We start from the raw sequence: 15,753 nt of genomic DNA, 5'->3' as shown, positions 1-15,753 counted from the left end.
AACAACTGGCCGCGAAACGCGGCGCAAAAAGGAAACTCGCTATGGTCATCGACAGCCTCATGAGCCGCGCTCGCGCCAGCATCGCCAAGCGCCGGCATTACAACCGCCTCGTCGCCGAAATCGACAGCTTCAGCAGCCGCGACCTCGCCGACATGCGCGCCGACCGCTCAGAAATGCTCTACCAGGTCCACAAGCAGATCTACGGCTGAGTGAATGGGATCGGGCTTAGCCCACCCATTCGATCCAGCGGCCGTGGTAATCGCAATGGGCCAGGCGGTGCGTCTCGCCGCCCGGCCATAAAGTCAGGCTGAGTACCGCCCAATTGTTTGTGGGATCGCGCGGCTCCATCCTCAGCCTTGCGATTGGCGCAGCGGCCGTGGCCTGTCTGCCCGCCTGCTCCAGGGCGACGATGATCGCATCCTTGGTCGCCCGCGGCAGGTATTGCCACATGATCGAATGATAGAGCACAAAAGCGCCACCCTCCTGCCGCGCGGCCAGCGCCTTCCCGACAAAATCCGCCGCGTCCGCTTTGACAAGTGGCGGTCGAAACTTTTCGGCAAGTGACAGCGCAGCGTCGAGCCGGGCCAGCCGCGTAGCCTGATCGGCCCAGACGTAAGACCGAAGCCGTAACCGTGTGGCTGCGTCGGCGACATCTACCGGCGCGATGTCACAGCCGGCGCGGTGGCGGACGTCGATCGCTCCACCAAGCGGAACAGCGAGTCCGCGCACCTCCGGCGCCAACCGAACGGTGGAGGTCCGGTCGCCCCACTCGGCATCGCCGTAGCGGTAGTGAAAGCTGTCGAACAGGAGATTGAGCCCAGCGCTGGCGCCAATCTCGCACAAGTCCAGCGGCAGGCCGGTTTCCCGCGCGACCGTCAGAAATCCAGGCAGCAGCATCGCCGACCGGGCGATTTCATTGGTCTGCGGCGCACCGGCGAGGCCGGCGACGATCCGCTCGTCGGATCGCGCAATTGCCTCCGGCAGCACCGCCGCGATCTCGGATTCGCTTGTCTGGTTGGGCGGATAGATCAGTGCCAATCGCTCATTGGCACCCGTCAGGACCAACCCATGCAGCGCGCCGCAAAGCCGCAATGCGAGGGCGTCGGCGCGCGCGTCGCCCGGCCAACCGAGCACCGCCTGCCCGGTCCTGGTGTTTGCGTCGAGAACCTTAGCGAGCGCACGGCATAAATTCGCGGTGAAAGGCGAGCCAAGTCCATCGCAGGCTTTCGCCTGTGCCAGAAAATGATCGCGGATGTCTCGTTCGTCCATCGCGTTTCAGGTGTCTCAGCCCGGAGCCGCGAGCGCCTTCTCGATTTCGGGTAACAGCAGCGTCCGCGCCGAGTCCGGCGTCAGCGGCCCGACATGCTTATAGGCGATCTTGCCATCCTTGCCGATGACGAAGGTTTCCGGCACGCCGTAGACACCCCAGTCGATCGCCGTGCGTCCGGCTTGGTCGACGCCGATCGCCTGGAATGGATTGCCGAGATCGCCAAGGAACCGACGGGCGTTTTCCGGCTGGTCCTTGTAGTTCAGCGCCGCCATGACGAAGCGTCTGTCCTGCGACAGCGCCAGCAGCACCGGATGCTCTTCGCGGCACGGCGCGCACCAGGACGCGAAGACGTTGACCAGCGTCACCTTGCCGGCGAACTGTTTTGAATCGAGGCCCGGCAAATTGGTGCCTTCGAGCGCCGGCAGGTTGGTCTGCGGCGCCGGCAGGCCGATCAGCGCTGACGGCACTTCCGACACGTCGCGCCCTGACAAAAGCTGCGCCAGGAACAATCCCGCCAGCCCGAGAAAGACCACCAGCGGCAGCAGCACGATCAGGCGGCGGCGCGCCGGTGTTTGGGTTTCCGTGCTCATGATTTTACTGCCTTATCGGAGCGCCGGCGCACGCCGGATGCCTCCAGCTCGGCAAGCTCTCGCTTGCGGCCGCGCTGGTCGAGCAGAATCCAGCCGATCAGCCCACCCAGCACCACGGCCGTGATCGCATAGGCGGCGGTGACATAAAGGGCGTGAACGCTCATTTTCCCGATCCAAGGCTTCTCACGGCGGAATTCATAGCCTCACCGGCTGTTTGTCGCAATGAACGGGTCTGCGGCAGATTTGCGGTTATCGCAAGCCGAAGGTCACTGCGAACGCAAAACACCTGATATGTTTTTGATACGCATGTATTGGCACGTCAGAGACAGCCTGACAGCCCCTTCGCAGGTAAGCAGGATTCTACCGGCGTCATCCCACATCCTGATTGCACTCCAGCCATGGCTCCGGAACTTGCGAAGGCTAATCGATTCGACCGCGATGAACTCAAGCCCGAAAGACACGGCATTGAACGCCGCCCATTTGGCGGGGGGCCGGTAGGTGAGGACGGTCGAGATGAAGGAAAGGTACATGCTAGGCCCTTCACGATTGATTTCGGCCTTGGTTACCTCGACGGAAGACAGGTCCGGATAGTTGCCGTAGATTGTCTGGAGAAAGATCGGGTTCTCTATGCGCAGCGGCCACATCAATCCGTTCCGTGCCGAAGCGCCAGCGCCGCCGCCACCGGCCCGAGCACGGCAAGGAACAGGGTCAGCGCGGCGAGAATGAGGAAGGGCTGCAGAAAAGGATCGGGGTTCGCCACCGCGCCATAGCTTGCTGATACGCCGAAGATCAGCACGGGAATGGTTAGCGGCAGCACCAGCACCGAGATCAGCAGGCCCCCGCGCGGCAGCGCCACCGCCACCGCGGCACCGGCGGCACCGATGAAGGTGATCGCCGGCGTACCGACCAGAAGCGTCAGCGCCGTCGCACCGATGCCGATGGGCTCCATGTTCATGAACAGGCCGAGCAAGGGAGCGGCGATGACCAGCGGCAGCACGCTTCCCGCCCAATGCGCCAGGCATTTCGTCAGAACGGTCAAGGCCAGCATGTGCCGGTCGTTGCCAAGCACCAGAAGATCGAGCGAGCCGTCCTCGCGGTCGGCCTGGAACAGCCGGTCGAGGCCGAGCAAGCAGGCCAGCAATGCGGCGATCCACAGGATCGCCGGGCCGATGCGGGCCAGCAGCTTCAGCTCGGGACCGACGCCGAAGGGGATGGTCGCGATAACGGCGAGAAAGAAAATCACGCCGGTAAGCGCCCCGCCGCCGGCGCGGATACTCAGGCGGATGTCGCGCAGGAAGAGGGCTAGCATGATGTGAGATGCTTTCGCCCGTGAAGGAATGCCAACATCAGCCGGTCATCCTCAATTCCTTTCCCTCGATCCCCAGCGGCAAATGCGTCGCCGCAACCACGATCCCCCCACTCTCGAGGTGTTTCCCCATCAATTCGCCGAATCTCTCCTCCGAAGCCTTGTCCAGTCCTGCCGTCGGCTCATCGAGCAGCCACAATGGCCGGTGGCTTACCAGCAGTTTTGCAATCGCCGCGCGGCGACGTTGCCCGGTCGAGAGATAGCCGAAAGGCAGATGGCCGATGCCGCCCAGCCCGACGGTTTCCAGCGCCTCTTCAACACCCGCGGAACCGGCGCCCGAAAAATCGCGCCAGAAGCACAGGTTTTCCGTAACGCTCAGCGCCGTCTTCATCGCGTTGAGGTGGCCGAGATAGTGACACGCCGAGGCGGCCGACGGAAAGTCTTCGCCACCACCTTCGAGCCGCACACGGCCTGCCGCCACCGGCAACAGTCCGGCGACGATCCTGAGCAGCGTCGATTTGCCGGCGCCGTTCGGCCCGGTGACGACCAGCGCCTGGCCATCCCCCAGCGCGAATTCGATGCCGGAAAATACCGTCTCGCCGCCGCGTTCGCCGCCCAGATTTTCGGCGATCAGCCGCATCCGTCCCCCTTCGCCGAAAGTTCAGGCGCGGCTTCGGTGCGCCGCACCAAAAATGGCGATTCCGTGTCTAGAACTATTCCAGAAAATTCTCTATATCCGCATCATCCGTGCCAGCGGTCGGCACGGGAACCGAATTTGCGCCGAACCAGCGCGCGTGCCGCCTTGAACGGCCCGGACGCTTGGGAACGGATAGCGGAAATGGCCGTACCCGCACCTTTGCGCGTGATTTGCATGCCCACTGGCGTCCGTTCCCTTCCGGCAACCGACAGTTAGGGATCGCACGTGTCCAAATCACTCGACAGCTTCAATTGCCGCCGCACGCTGACCGCCAGCGGCACCGAGTACATTTACTATGACCTTGTCGAGGCCGAAAAGAACGGCCTCACCGGTATTGCCCAATTGCCCTATTCGATGAAGGTGCTGCTGGAGAATCTGCTGCGCAACGAGGACGGCCGTTCCGTTACCAAGGAGAGCATCCAGGCGGTCGCCGGCTGGCTGACTGACCGGGGCACTGCCGGCGTCGAGATCGCCTATCGCCCGGCTCGCGTGCTGATGCAGGATTTCACCGGCGTTCCAGCCGTGGTCGACCTTGCCGCCATGCGCGACGCCATGGCCTCGCTCGGCGGCGATCCGCAAAAGATCAATCCGCTGGTGCCGGTCGATCTGGTCATCGACCACTCGGTCATCGTCGACGAATTCGGCACGCCGTTGGCTTTCGCCCGCAATGTCGAGCTTGAATATGAGCGCAACGAGGAACGCTACAAGTTCCTGAAATGGGGCCAGCAGGCGTTCCGCAATTTCCGCGTCGTGCCGCCCGGCACCGGCATCTGCCATCAGGTCAATCTCGAATATCTCGGCCAGGTCGTGTGGACCAACAGCGAAGACGGCGAGACCACCGCCTATCCCGACACCTGCGTCGGCACCGATTCACATACCACGATGATCAACGGCCTCGGCGTGCTCGGCTGGGGCGTCGGCGGCATCGAGGCGGAGGCCGCGATGCTTGGCCAGCCGGTCTCCATGCTGCTGCCTGAAGTCATCGGCTTCCGGCTCACCGGCAGGCTGAGGGAAGGCGTCACCGCCACCGACCTGGTGCTCACCGTCACCCAGATGCTGCGCAAGAAGGGCGTCGTCGGCAAGTTCGTCGAATTCTTCGGGCCGGGCCTGTCCAACATGACGCTGGCCGACCGCGCCACCATCGGCAACATGGCGCCGGAATATGGCGCCACCTGCGGCTTCTTCCCGGTCGACAGCGAAACCATCCGCTATCTGACAATGTCCGGTCGCGACGAAAGCCGCATCGCCCTGGTCGAGGCTTATTCGAAGGCGCAAGGCTTGTGGCGCGATGCCGGCTCGGCCGATCCGGTCTTCACCGACCTGCTGGAGCTCGATCTCGGCAGTGTCGTCCCGTCGATGGCCGGCCCGAAGCGGCCGGAAGGCCGGGTCGCACTTGAAGACATTCCGGCTGGCTTCGCCAAGGCCATGGAGTCCGAATACAGGAAGGCCGCCGAAATCGACAAGCGCTATGCCGTCGAGGGCACGAGCTACGATCTTGGCCATGGCGATGTGGTCATCGCCGCCATCACCTCCTGCACCAACACATCGAACCCGAGCGTGCTGATCGGCGCCGGGCTGTTGGCGCGCAATGCCAACCGGCTCGGCCTCGAGCAGAAGCCGTGGGTCAAGACCTCATTGGCGCCGGGCAGCCAGGTCGTCGCCGAATATCTCGAGAAATCCGGCCTGCAGAAGGAGCTCGACCAGATCGGCTTCAACCTGGTCGGCTTCGGCTGCACCACCTGCATCGGCAATTCCGGCCCATTGCCGGCGCCGATCTCCAAGACCATCAACGATAAGGGCTTGATTGCTGCGGCAGTCTTGTCCGGCAACCGCAATTTCGAAGGCCGCGTCTCGCCCGACGTGCAAGCGAACTATCTCGCCTCGCCGCCACTGGTCGTCGCCCACGCGCTGGCCGGGACCGTGACCAAGGATCTGACCACCGAACCGCTCGGCGAGGATCGCAACGGCAATCCGGTCTATCTCAAGGATATCTGGCCGAGTTCGGTCGAGATCCAGGAATTCATCGAGAAGAACGTCACGCGCGAATTGTTCGCCCGCAAATATGCAGACGTCTTCAAGGGCGACGAGTACTGGCAGAACGTCAAGGCGCCGGAAGGCCAGACCTATGCCTGGGACGACAATTCCACCTATGTGCAGAACCCGCCCTATTTCGCCGGCATGACGTCGGGCTTCGGCAAGATCGGCGATATCAAGGGCGCGCGTGTGCTCGGTCTGTTCGGCGACAAGATCACCACCGACCACATTTCGCCGGCCGGTTCGATCAAGGCGGCCTCGCCGGCCGGCAAGTACCTCACCGACCACGGCGTCGGCGTCGCCGATTTCAACCAGTACGGCACGCGCCGCGGCAATCATGAGGTAATGATGCGCGGCACCTTCGCCAACATCCGCATCCGCAACCACATGCTGGGCGAGAACGGCCGCGAGGGCGGCTACACCATCCATTACCCGTCGAAAGAAGAGGAATCGATCTACGACGCCGCCATGCGATACAAGAAGGAAGGCGTGCCGCTGGTCATCTTCGCCGGCGTCGAATATGGCAACGGCTCGTCGCGTGACTGGGCGGCCAAGGGCACCAATTTGCTGGGCGTCCGCGCGGTCATCGCCCAGTCCTTCGAGCGCATCCACCGCTCCAATTTGGTCGGCATGGGCGTGATCCCCTTCGTCTTCGAGGAAGGCACCTCATGGGCCTCGCTCAACCTCAAGGGCGACGAACTGGTCGAGATCGACGGACTGGGCAACATCAAGCCGCGGCAGAAGATGATCGCCAGGATCACCTACGGCGACGGCAGCGTCAAAGAGGTTCCGATCATCTGCCGCATCGATACGCTGGACGAGCTCGACTACTTCAAGAATGGCGGCATCCTGCAATACGTGCTGCGCGATCTGGCCGCTTAAGGGAGTAGGGCAATAAGGGAGTAGGGCAGTAGGGTGAAGCAAGGAGAAGCGACTTATTCCCCTACTGCCCTACTGCCCTACTGCCCTACTGCCCTAATTCCCGGCTTTCCGAACCGCGCTGTCGCCGCCAGCAGCACGCCGAGCATCAGCCCGTTGAATATGTGCCACAGGAAATGCGTGCCGAGCGGAAAGCCGCCGCAGACCAGCGGATCGATCATCCGGCAGATGACCGACACGACGAAGATCGCCGAGCCCGCCAGATTGTACCAGCCGGCACGGTTGCCGCTGGCCGCCACCATGGCCCCGAAGAAGGCGAGCGCCAGGAAGGGCGGCAGATAGCCGGTCGTCCCGTTCGACGCCTGGCGCAGCCAGTCGGGCACGGCAAAGGTCACCAGCCCGGCGACGGCATAGAAGGCGACGAAAATGGCGATCGCCTTGCCCCATTTCATGCCGAGAAAACGCCGCAGGTTGAACAGCGTGTAGGCCAGCGTGAACCCGGCGATCGGCAGCACGTCGGCCCAGACCGTGCCACGGTTGGCAAAGGTGTGGAACAGCGACGAGCCGACGCCGATCGCCACCACCCACCAGGCCAGCACTTCGGCGAAGGTGCCGGTGCCGCGCTTGCGCACCTGCCAGACACCCCATAGCCCGGCGGCAAAAAAAGCCAGATTGCTCAGCGCATTGAGCGGTTCGGCCCAGAATTCCGGCCCCGTCCGTTCGCAATAGAGGTCGACCGGCGCCAGGAGAGATTGCCACATGCTGATTGCCGCCCGAATCGCTTCCATGGTGAAGTGCAAGTCCACCTATTGCGCCCTTGCCAGCGGTTGCAACGGCAAAATTTCACCGCAACGTGACTTCCCGTTGACTGCCGCTTCTGCCACATATTTCGACAACCAGAACAAAGCCGGCGTCACCGGCGGGATCGGAACGGCCATGCCATCTCGAAGACCATTGCGGCTTGCGGCCCTTGCGCTGGCCCTCTCGGCGTTTGCCGGCAGGGCCCTTGCCGAGCCAACCGACAAGCCATTAGGCGTCGTCGAGCTCTTCACCAGCCAGGGATGCAACTCCTGTCCGCCGGCAGATGAATTCTTCGCCGAGCTCGCCGCCAAGGAGGACATCGTCGCGCTCGCCTATCATGTCGATTATTGGGATTACCTCGGCTGGCAGGACACGCTGAGCCGCAAGGAAAATACCGAGCGGCAATACGAGTATATGCGCGCCTTCGGCAGTCGTTCCGTCTACACCCCGCAAGCCGTCATAAACGGCCGCAGCCATGTCAACGGCGCCAGCCGCAAGGAAGTCGACGGCGCGCTGGCCCGCATGGAGAGGGTCGGCGAAGGCATGCGCGTCGGCATCAAGGTCAGCCGGACCAGCGATCGCGTCATGATCGATGCCGGCGACGCTGTGACCGGCCCAACCGACGCGCATGTCGTCATCGTCTATTTCAATCCGCCGCAGACGATAAAGATCGGCAAGGGTGAAAACAGTGGCCGCAGCATGACCTACTGGAACGCCGTCTCCAGCATCCAGACCGCCGGCATGTGGCACGGCAAGGCGCAGCGCTACGAACTGCCGATGAGCGAGATCGCCAAGAAGGGCGGCTGCGCCGTGCTGCTGCAGTCGGTCGGCAAGGACGGCATGCCCGGGCCGATCCTGGGCGCAGCCTTTATCCGCAAGCCTTAGATAGGGCGCCCCCCGTTCTCCCCTTGTTGTGGGAGAAGGGATAACCGCGCTCAAGCCTCCGACGACAGCCTATCTGGATGGATCGCATCGCCACGGCTAATAAAAAACCGGCGTCAGCTTGCTTCTGACGCCGGTCATTTAGGTTTTGGGATCGTCGCACCCGATCTTTCCAAGGAAAAACCGAGGTTGGTTCGATCCGACGCAGACCCGTGGGCGGGGGGCTTGGGGTTTACGAGCCGGTGCCGGACCGAACCGTCTCAGGCAACGCCGGTAAATTCGTCGGACATTGGGGCATGAGCACGGATAAAAAAAGGCAGGATTGTGGCGAAGCATCACCAATTTCAACAGGCGTTTCGCAAACGTGACTGGACGCTGGAGAAACCGCACGGTGCTGCCGTTGCCCGGCCGGGCCTTGCAATTCGGCAACGAAAGCGCCAACTTTGGTCGGCGTACGATTCATTGCGAGGATCCAGGCATGACTGATCGCAGCAGCGGGACGGAGGATGGGGACGCATCCGCAATATTGATCCCGCTGCATGAGGCAAGACGCGAACGCCTCGACCAGCCGGTGCGGTTCGACCGGCGCGAACTGGACCAGATCCTCAGGCTCTACGGCCGTATGGTTGCCGCCAATGAGTGGCGCGACTATGCCATCGACCATCTCGCCGACCGCGCCGTTTTTTCCGTCTTCCGCCGCACCAGCGAAGTGCCGCTTTTCCAGATCGTCAAGGATCCGAAGCTGGCGCGCCGGCAAGGCGCGTTCGCCGTCATCGCCGCCGGCGGGCGCATCCTCAAGCGCGGCCAGGAACTCGGCCGGGTGCTTGGCGTGTTCGACCGAACACTGAAGCTGGTCGAGGCGTAACCCTTTATTTTTGCAGGCGGAACTTGCGCTCGGGCAGCGATTGCGGATCAGGCGGGATGGACGCCCCGCCGTTGATCGGCAGCTGCATGAAAACCGTGTCCAGCCAGCGTCCGTGCTTATAGCCTGAGCCTTCCAGGCGGCCGGAATGACGAAAGCCGAGCTTCTCGTGCAACCGCACCGAGGCGCTGTCGGGCCGGCCGTCGCCGATCACCGCGATGATCTGGCGAAAACCCGCCGCCTTGGCCGCTTCGATCAGCCCTTGCATCAAGAGCAGCCCGACGCCTTGCCCTTTGGCCTCGGGCGCGACATAGACGGAATCCTCGACGACGAAGCGGTAGGCCGGGCGCGGCCGGAACGCCCCGGCATAGGCATAGCCGAGCACGCCGCCGGCCTTTTCCGCAACGAGATAGAGAAAGCCGCCCGCCATCAGAGTGTCGAAGCGCGTGCCCATCTCGGCGCGGCTCGGCGGTTCGAGTTCATAGCTCGCCGTGCCATTCGTCACCGCGTCGGCATAGATTTCCGTGATCCGGTCGAGATCGGCCGACGTCGCGGCCCGCAAGGTGATGCAGCTCATAATTTAGGCACGTCGTTCATCTGCCCTATATCACAGCAAAAGCCGGTACAAAAGAAAAGGGCGGCCATTGGGCCGCCCTTTTCGAACTCGCTGGTCCAGGAAAACCGTATTTAGCGACGGTCGCCCATGAACTGCAGCAGAAACATAAACAGGTTGATGAAGTCGAGATAGAGCCTCAATGCGCCCATAATCGCCTTGCGGCCGGCGACATCGGTCTCGTCGCCCTCGAAGTACATCTCCTTGATGTTCTGCGTGTCGTAGGCGGTGAGGCCCGCGAAGATCAGCACGCCGATCGCCGAAACGGCGAAGGAAAGCGCCGACGACTGCAGGAAGATGTTGATCACCATCGCGATGATCAGGCCGACCAGGCCCATGACCAGGAACGACCCGAACGCCGAGAGATCGCGCTTGGTCGTGTAGCCGTAGAGCGACAGCCCGCCAAAGGCGGCGGCGGTGGCGAAGAAGGTCTGCGAGATGCTGGCGGTGGTGTAGACCAGGAAGATCGACGACAGCGACAGGCCGACGAGGCCGGCATAGACCCAGAATGTCGTCTGCGCGGCCGAAACGCTCATCGACTGGACGCGGAACGACAGGAACATCACCGCTGCCAGCGGGGCGAAGATCACCAGCCATTTCAGCGGCGAGCCGAAGATCGCGTAGCCGAACGAGGTCAGCATCTCGCCGCTTGGCAACGTCGCGACCGCCGAGGCGGGATCGCTGGTAGTGGCCAGCATGATTGTGCCGACCGCGGCAAGGCCGGTGATGAGGAGGCCAAGCCCCATCAGATTGTAGACCTTGATCATGTAGGCCCGCAGGCCCTGGTCGATGGCAGCATCGACGCCGGCGCCGGGCACGGCGCGCGTCTGATAATTGCGAACGGGATCAGCCATGGAAATCCTCATATTGCTTCTGCCCCGTCCGGTGTCAGGTCCTTTTGAACCCAGGCGCCGCTGGCGGGGCTCCAGCATGCCTGCGCCGAAATATGATGGTTCTTGGCGTAAAGGACAAGACCGTAACCAAGCGTAATGCTCCGTGAAGTGCCGGAGATACGGTTTTATTGGCCTTCCCGCCCGGAACATTACCGAGATTTAATCGAAACCGGCTCTGGCTCAAAGATTCCGCAGCACCGGCGCCGCCTTGTGGCCCAGCACCCGCCACGTGCCGGCAAGGCCGATGCCGACCGTGACCACCAGCGAAAAGCCGATGGTCGCCACCGCCACCTCGGGCATGAAGTGCGATGGCAGCGTCATGATGCGCGCGACGACGAACCATGCCGCCACAGCGCCCGCCGCCAGCGCGAAGATCGCGGTAGCAAGGCCGATCAGCATGTATTCCAGCGAAAACGCGGCGATCAGCGTTTTTCTGGTCGCACCCAGGGTCTTCAGCACCACCGCGTCGTGAATGCGAGCCCGGTTGCCGGCGGCGAGCGCCCCGGCCAGCACCAGCACCGAGGCGATCAACGCCACCCCCGCTGCTGCCCTGATTGCTGTGCCGAGCTGCGCCACCAGCCGGTTGACGATTTCGAGCGCGTCCTTGACCCTGACCGTCGTCACCGCGGGAAAGGCACGCGTGGCGGCGTTGAGAAGATGCGCATCGTCGGCTGCCGACGCATTCGTCTCGGTCAGCGTCGCCAACCAGCCATGCGGCGCACCGGCGAACGTGTTGGGCGAGAACACCATGACGAAATTGATGCCTATGGTTTCCCATTCGACCTGGCGGAAATTGGCGATCTTGGCCGTGATGTTGCGGCCGAGCACGTTGACGGTGATGGTGTCGCCGAGCTTCAGCCCGATCTCTTTGCCTTCCTCGGCGGAAAACGAGACCAGCGGCTCGCCGGCATAGTTCTCCGGCCACCAGCTGCCCTCGGTCAGCGTCGCATTCTCCGGCAGCTTTGCGTCATAGGTCAGGCCACGGTCGCCGCGCAGTACCCAGGCGCCTTCGGCCGGAACCTTGACCTTGTCGACATTGACGCCGTTGAGCGCCATCACCCGGCCGCGCAACATCGGCACCTTGATCAGCCTGCCTTGCGGTGCCTCTTTGCCGACCAGCGCGGAGAAGGCATCGACGTCACTGCTCTGGATATCGACGAAGAAGAAGTTCGGTGCCCTTTCCGGCAGGCTGCCCGAGATCTGCCGCCTGAGATTGCCGTCGATCAGCGCCAGCGTCACCAGCAGCGTCAGCCCGAGTCCCAACGACAGCACCACGGACGGCGTCAAGGCGCCAGGCCGATGGATGTTGCCGATGGCGAGCCTGAGCGCGGTCGAGCGCACGCGCGGGCTTTTCTTCGCCGCCCACTGCACCAGCGAGCCGACCACACGCAGCACCAGGAACGAAAAGATCGTGGCGCCAACGAAGATCGAGGCAATACGGCGGTCGCCGGAAAACAGGATCGCCAGTACCGCGAGCAGCAGCGCGATGCCCAATGCCGCGGCGATATAGAGCGGGCGGGGAAAACCGCGGCCCTCGAATCCCATTTCGCGAAACAGCGCCGTTGCCGGCACGTCGCGGGCGCGGCCGAGCGGCAGCAAGGCGAAAGCCAGCGTCACCAGCAGCCCGAACAGCGCTGCCATGCCGAGGGCGCCGGGATAGAACCCACCTTCCGCCGGCACTGGAATGACCGATTGGAGTGCCGCGCTGGCCGCGAACGGCATCAGCGCGCCAAGCACAAGGCCTAGCGTGATGCCGAGGGCGGCGATCATCAGGATCTGCACCAGATAGACGGCAAAGACGAACCCGCCCGAAGCCCCCAGGCTCTTGAAGGTGGCGATGACGCCGCGCTTGCCGTCGAGATAGGCACGCACGGCATTGGCCACGCCGACGCCGCCGACCACCAGCGCTGTCAACCCAACCAGCGTCAGGAATTGCGAAAACCGCTCGATATTCGAGGACAGCGCCGGCGCCGCGTTGCTGCGGGTGCGGATCGACCAGCCGGCCTGCGGGAACTCTTTTGCCGCCTGGTCCTGGATCGCCTTGATCCGTGCCTCGCCGGTGCCGCCGGGCAGCCGGACCTTATAGGCGTTCTCGACCAGGCTGCCCGGCTGGATCAGGTCGGAAGCGGCAAGCCCGTCGGTCGACACCATCAGCCGCGGCGCAAAGCCGAAGCCATCCGACACCGCATCCGGCTCGTTGACCAGCCTGGCGCGCAGCTCGAACGTCGCGCTGCCGAGCTTCAGCCGGTCACCGATGCCAAGGTTCAGCCGCTCGAACAAGAGGTCCGGCGCGGCGGCGCCGAAGACGCCGGATTTTTCGCCGAACAGATCCTCTCGCGACAGCACCGGCTCGGTCTCCAGCGCGCCGTAGAGCGGATAGGCGCCGTCGACCGCCTTGGCCTCGACCAGCGCCTGGTCGGAGCCGTCCTCGAGCCTCGCCATCGAGCGCATATTGGCACTGTGCGAAACCGTGCCAAGCTGGTCGAGGAAGCTGCGTTCGGATCTGGTCGGATCGCGCTGGTTGAGCTGGAAGCGGAGATCGCCGCCGAGCAGCGTCTGGCCCTGGTCGGCAACACCGGCGGAAATCGCTTGCGCCACCGAATTGACGCCGCCGATCGCAGCGACGCCGAGCGCGATGCAGGCAAGGAAGATCAGGAAGCCGGACAGCCCGCCACGCATTTCTCGCAGCGAAAACCGAAAGGCGAGCCTCAGCGTGCGCGCCAGTGGCATCATGCGGTCACCCTGCCAGCCCTGGTGGCCGGCTTAGGCGCGTCTTCGATCAGCCCCGACCGCATCGACACCTGGCGCGAGCAGCGCGCCGCGAGTACCGGGTCATGCGTGACCAGCACCAGCGTCATGCCGCGTTCGGCCGCCTTGGCAAACAGCAGGTCGGCGACGTGCCGCCCCGTTGCCTGGTCGAGATTGCCGGTCGGCTCGTCGGCGATCAGGATGCGCGGCGACGGCGCCAGTGCCCGGGCGATCGCCACGCGCTGTTGCTCGCCGCCAGACAATTCGCCGGGGTAATGGGTGACGCGATCGCTGAGACCGACCGCCGCCAGCTCGCGCGCCGCCACGCCGAATGGATCGACATGGCCGGCAAGCTCCAGCGGGACAGCAACGTTTTCCAGCGCCGTCATATTAGGGATGAGATGGAAAGATTGGAACACGATGCCGATGTTTCGTCCCCGAAACGATGCGATCTGATCTTCGCTTTTGCCGTTTAGCAGCTCGCCGGCAATTCGGACCGTGCCCGAATCGACCCTTTCAAGTCCGGCCAAAACCATCAGCAATGTCGACTTTCCCGAACCTGAAGGTCCAACGATGCCTGTCGCTTCGCCGCCCGCAACATCGAGGCTGACGCCCTTCAGCACATGGACCGAGGATGCACCTTCGCCGAGCGTCAGCGATACGTCTTTCAGCGAAATGACGGCTTCTTCCAAAATCAAATCGTCCTATATGGGGGATGAAGGCTAGTGCATCCGATGCTCGACAAAGACGAAAACCTGCCTTCGCCAACAGATGTTCCTGGTCATATGGGGCCTGCCGCATGGCTTTCAAACACACCTTTGCCGCAGCGTTCGCCCTTTTCCTCGCCATTTGCGGCGCCATTTCGTCGGCGCGTGCTGAACCATTCACCATTGTCGGTTTCGGCGACAGCCTGATGGCGGGTTATGGCCTCGGGCCAGGTCAGGGCTTCACCGAGAAGCTGCAGGCGGCGCTGCGCGCCAAGGGCTACGATGTCACGGTCGCCAACGCCGGCGTCTCCGGCGATACGACGAGCGGCGGTCTGTCGCGGCTCGACTGGTCGGTGCCGGACGGCACGCAACTGGTCATCCTGGAGCTCGGCGCCAACGACATGCTGCGCGGCGTTTCGCCCGCCATAGCGGAAAAGAACCTGGACGCCATGCTGGCAAAGCTGAAGCAGCGCAAGATCGCCGTTTTGCTTGCCGGAATGCGCGCGGCGCCCAATCTCGGCGCCGACTACCAGAACGCCTTCGACGCGACCTTTCCGCGACTGGCTGAAAAATATGGCGTGCCGCTCTATCCTTTCTTTCTCGAGGGCATCGCCGGTCAATCCGTCCTGCAACTCGAGGACGGCCTTCATCCAAACGCCCGAGGCGTCGACCGCATCGTCGAGGGTATCCTGCCCAGTGTGGAGAAGACCATTGAAGCGGTCCGGGGCAATTCCTGAAGGCGAGGGTTCGCCGTCGCAACACCTTCCGCAGGGGAAGCTTTTAGGCAGGCCTGCGACCAACAAACCCCTTGCCCCGTTTGGATATCGATGATTCGCTAGGGGCAAGAGTTCGATTCGAGGACAGGAGGCTTCCCATGCCGCGTCTTTTTACCGCCCTCGAGATACCGCGTGATGCCGCTCTTTCGCTGTCCCTGCTCAGGGGCGGCCTGCCGGGAGCCCGCTGGATCGACGTCGAAAACTATCATCTGACGCTGCGCTTCATCGGCGATGTCGAGGGCCATGTCGCCGACGACATCGCCAATGCGCTTGACCGTGTTCACCGCCCGTCCTTCCCGCTGACGCTGTCCGGCGTCGGCGCCTTCGGCCAGAAGAAGCCGCATGCGGTGTGGGCCGGGGTCGCCGCTTCGCCCGATCTTTCCGCATTGCAGGCCGAGATCGAGCGCATCTGCCAGCGGCTCGGCATCCCGGCCGACCCGCGCAAGTTCATGCCGCATGTGACGCTGGCCCGCCTGCGCAATTCGAGCCCGCTCGACGTCGCCCAGTACCTGTCGGCACGCGGCAATTTTTCGACGCTGCCGTTCCGGGTCGGCCGCTTCGTGCTGATGTCGTCGCGCGATTCGGTTGGCGGCGGGCCTTACGTCGTCGAGGAGGCCTGGCCGCTTTCAGGTGCCGACAACCGCGTCGCCAGCCGTTTGGTCGGCGCCGCCGACGCTTCGCGGATCATGCGGTAG

General features: G+C 63.5%; 17 protein-coding genes. 6 read left to right on the top strand and 11 right to left on the bottom strand.

Features of this window, described 5'->3' with window-relative positions; translation table 11 throughout:
• The first annotated feature begins 41 nt into the window (after window positions 1-41).
• Window positions 42-209: a hypothetical protein gene (locus NKH33_RS15540; protein WP_352491645.1), complete on the top strand. Its 168-nt coding sequence runs from the start codon at window positions 42-44 to the stop codon at window positions 207-209.
• A gap of 16 nt (window positions 210-225) precedes the next feature.
• Here the strand turns inward: NKH33_RS15540 and NKH33_RS15535 are convergent, their stop codons facing one another.
• The 6 genes from NKH33_RS15535 to ccmA form a co-directional block, all read right to left on the bottom strand.
• Window positions 226-1,269, bottom strand: coding sequence for a DUF2332 domain-containing protein (locus tag NKH33_RS15535; RefSeq protein ID WP_352491646.1), 1,044 nt, complete (start codon window positions 1,267-1,269; stop codon window positions 226-228).
• Between the two features lie 15 nt (window positions 1,270-1,284).
• The gene (locus NKH33_RS15530) at window positions 1,285-1,860 is read right to left on the bottom strand and encodes a DsbE family thiol:disulfide interchange protein (protein WP_352491647.1); all 576 of its coding nucleotides are present in this window, start codon (window positions 1,858-1,860) and stop codon (window positions 1,285-1,287) included.
• Window positions 1,857-2,024 carry a heme exporter protein CcmD gene (ccmD, locus tag NKH33_RS15525; protein ID WP_352456348.1) on the bottom strand — a complete coding sequence of 56 codons (168 nt, stop codon included), beginning with the start codon at window positions 2,022-2,024 and terminating at the stop codon, window positions 1,857-1,859. The genes NKH33_RS15530 and ccmD overlap by 4 nt, the downstream gene beginning before the upstream one ends.
• A gap of 102 nt (window positions 2,025-2,126) precedes the next feature.
• Window positions 2,127-2,504: an Imm50 family immunity protein gene (locus NKH33_RS15520; protein WP_352920413.1), complete on the bottom strand. Its 378-nt coding sequence runs from the start codon at window positions 2,502-2,504 to the stop codon at window positions 2,127-2,129.
• Window positions 2,504-3,169 (bottom strand): heme exporter protein CcmB, encoded by a 666-nt coding sequence (gene ccmB / locus NKH33_RS15515; protein WP_352470824.1) that lies wholly within the window; start codon window positions 3,167-3,169, stop codon window positions 2,504-2,506. The genes NKH33_RS15520 and ccmB overlap by 1 nt, the downstream gene beginning before the upstream one ends.
• A 37-nt stretch (window positions 3,170-3,206) precedes the next feature.
• On the bottom strand, window positions 3,207-3,806 hold the full coding sequence (ccmA, locus tag NKH33_RS15510; protein WP_352491649.1) for a heme ABC exporter ATP-binding protein CcmA: 600 nt from the start codon (window positions 3,804-3,806) through the stop codon (window positions 3,207-3,209).
• Between the two features lie 282 nt (window positions 3,807-4,088).
• Between ccmA and acnA the strand changes: the two genes are divergently transcribed.
• The gene (gene acnA / locus NKH33_RS15505) at window positions 4,089-6,779 is read left to right on the top strand and encodes an aconitate hydratase AcnA (protein ID WP_352920410.1); all 2,691 of its coding nucleotides are present in this window, start codon (window positions 4,089-4,091) and stop codon (window positions 6,777-6,779) included.
• Window positions 6,780-6,856: 77 nt separating this feature from the next.
• Here the strand turns inward: acnA and NKH33_RS15500 are convergent, their stop codons facing one another.
• Complete coding sequence (locus NKH33_RS15500; protein ID WP_352470827.1) at window positions 6,857-7,537, bottom strand: ceramidase domain-containing protein; 681 nt, start codon at window positions 7,535-7,537, stop codon at window positions 6,857-6,859.
• 175 nt (window positions 7,538-7,712) lie between these two features.
• On the opposite strand from NKH33_RS15500, the gene NKH33_RS15495 reads away from it, so the two are divergent.
• Together NKH33_RS15495 and NKH33_RS15490 are read left to right on the top strand one after the other, a co-directional pair.
• Window positions 7,713-8,462: a DUF1223 domain-containing protein gene (locus NKH33_RS15495; RefSeq protein ID WP_352470828.1), complete on the top strand. Its 750-nt coding sequence runs from the start codon at window positions 7,713-7,715 to the stop codon at window positions 8,460-8,462.
• Between the two features lie 475 nt (window positions 8,463-8,937).
• A complete protein-coding gene (locus NKH33_RS15490) occupies window positions 8,938-9,324 on the top strand; it encodes a DUF2794 domain-containing protein (protein ID WP_031212724.1) in 387 nt (128 codons plus the stop codon).
• A gap of 4 nt (window positions 9,325-9,328) precedes the next feature.
• On the opposite strand, the gene NKH33_RS15485 is transcribed toward NKH33_RS15490, so the two are convergent.
• The 4 genes from NKH33_RS15485 to NKH33_RS15470 form a co-directional block, all read right to left on the bottom strand.
• Complete coding sequence (locus NKH33_RS15485; protein ID WP_352920407.1) at window positions 9,329-9,898, bottom strand: GNAT family N-acetyltransferase; 570 nt, start codon at window positions 9,896-9,898, stop codon at window positions 9,329-9,331.
• 110 nt (window positions 9,899-10,008) lie between these two features.
• Window positions 10,009-10,788 carry a Bax inhibitor-1/YccA family protein gene (locus NKH33_RS15480; protein WP_254817871.1) on the bottom strand — a complete coding sequence of 260 codons (780 nt, stop codon included), beginning with the start codon at window positions 10,786-10,788 and terminating at the stop codon, window positions 10,009-10,011.
• A 219-nt stretch (window positions 10,789-11,007) separates the two neighbouring features.
• Window positions 11,008-13,557, bottom strand: a complete 2,550-nt coding sequence (locus NKH33_RS15475) for an ABC transporter permease (RefSeq protein WP_352920581.1) — start codon at window positions 13,555-13,557, stop codon at window positions 11,008-11,010.
• On the bottom strand, window positions 13,557-14,267 hold the full coding sequence (locus tag NKH33_RS15470; protein WP_352920405.1) for an ABC transporter ATP-binding protein: 711 nt from the start codon (window positions 14,265-14,267) through the stop codon (window positions 13,557-13,559). The genes NKH33_RS15475 and NKH33_RS15470 overlap by 1 nt, the downstream gene beginning before the upstream one ends.
• A 107-nt stretch (window positions 14,268-14,374) precedes the next feature.
• Here NKH33_RS15470 and NKH33_RS15465 point away from each other — a divergent pair, with 107 nt between their 5' ends.
• On the top strand, window positions 14,375-15,019 hold the full coding sequence (locus NKH33_RS15465; RefSeq protein WP_352450197.1) for an arylesterase: 645 nt from the start codon (window positions 14,375-14,377) through the stop codon (window positions 15,017-15,019).
• Window positions 15,020-15,156: 137 nt separating this feature from the next.
• Window positions 15,157-15,753, top strand: coding sequence for an RNA 2',3'-cyclic phosphodiesterase (thpR, locus tag NKH33_RS15460; RefSeq protein ID WP_352450198.1), 597 nt, complete (start codon window positions 15,157-15,159; stop codon window positions 15,751-15,753).

The organism is Mesorhizobium sp. M1182 (genome assembly GCF_040318335.1).
Taxonomy (GTDB): domain Bacteria; phylum Pseudomonadota; class Alphaproteobacteria; order Rhizobiales; family Rhizobiaceae; genus Mesorhizobium.
Note: the sequence above shows the minus strand (reverse complement) of the source record. Positions and strands in the feature narration are given on the sequence as shown.

Excerpts from the sequence above, each read along its gene's own strand:
- NKH33_RS15480 (WP_254817871.1), bottom strand. The coding sequence starts at position 10,788 with ATGGCTGATCCCGTTCGCAATTATCAGACGCGCGCCGTGCCCGGCGCC.
- ccmD (WP_352456348.1), bottom strand. The coding sequence starts at position 2,024 with ATGAGCGTTCACGCCCTTTATGTCACCGCCGCCTATGCGATCACGGCC.
- NKH33_RS15490 (WP_031212724.1), top strand. The coding sequence starts at position 8,938 with ATGACTGATCGCAGCAGCGGGACGGAGGATGGGGACGCATCCGCAATA.
- NKH33_RS15520 (WP_352920413.1), bottom strand. The coding sequence starts at position 2,504 with ATGTGGCCGCTGCGCATAGAGAACCCGATCTTTCTCCAGACAATCTAC.
- NKH33_RS15500 (WP_352470827.1), bottom strand. The coding sequence starts at position 7,537 with ATGTGGCAATCTCTCCTGGCGCCGGTCGACCTCTATTGCGAACGGACG.
- NKH33_RS15485 (WP_352920407.1), bottom strand. The coding sequence starts at position 9,898 with ATGAGCTGCATCACCTTGCGGGCCGCGACGTCGGCCGATCTCGACCGG.
- NKH33_RS15475 (WP_352920581.1), bottom strand. The coding sequence starts at position 13,557 with ATGCCACTGGCGCGCACGCTGAGGCTCGCCTTTCGGTTTTCGCTGCGA.
- NKH33_RS15495 (WP_352470828.1), top strand. The coding sequence starts at position 7,713 with ATGCCATCTCGAAGACCATTGCGGCTTGCGGCCCTTGCGCTGGCCCTC.
- ccmB (WP_352470824.1), bottom strand. The coding sequence starts at position 3,169 with ATGCTAGCCCTCTTCCTGCGCGACATCCGCCTGAGTATCCGCGCCGGC.
- thpR (WP_352450198.1), top strand. The coding sequence starts at position 15,157 with ATGCCGCGTCTTTTTACCGCCCTCGAGATACCGCGTGATGCCGCTCTT.
- NKH33_RS15465 (WP_352450197.1), top strand. The coding sequence starts at position 14,375 with ATGGCTTTCAAACACACCTTTGCCGCAGCGTTCGCCCTTTTCCTCGCC.
- NKH33_RS15530 (WP_352491647.1), bottom strand. The coding sequence starts at position 1,860 with ATGAGCACGGAAACCCAAACACCGGCGCGCCGCCGCCTGATCGTGCTG.
- NKH33_RS15540 (WP_352491645.1), top strand. The coding sequence starts at position 42 with ATGGTCATCGACAGCCTCATGAGCCGCGCTCGCGCCAGCATCGCCAAG.
- ccmA (WP_352491649.1), bottom strand. The coding sequence starts at position 3,806 with ATGCGGCTGATCGCCGAAAATCTGGGCGGCGAACGCGGCGGCGAGACG.
- NKH33_RS15535 (WP_352491646.1), bottom strand. The coding sequence starts at position 1,269 with ATGGACGAACGAGACATCCGCGATCATTTTCTGGCACAGGCGAAAGCC.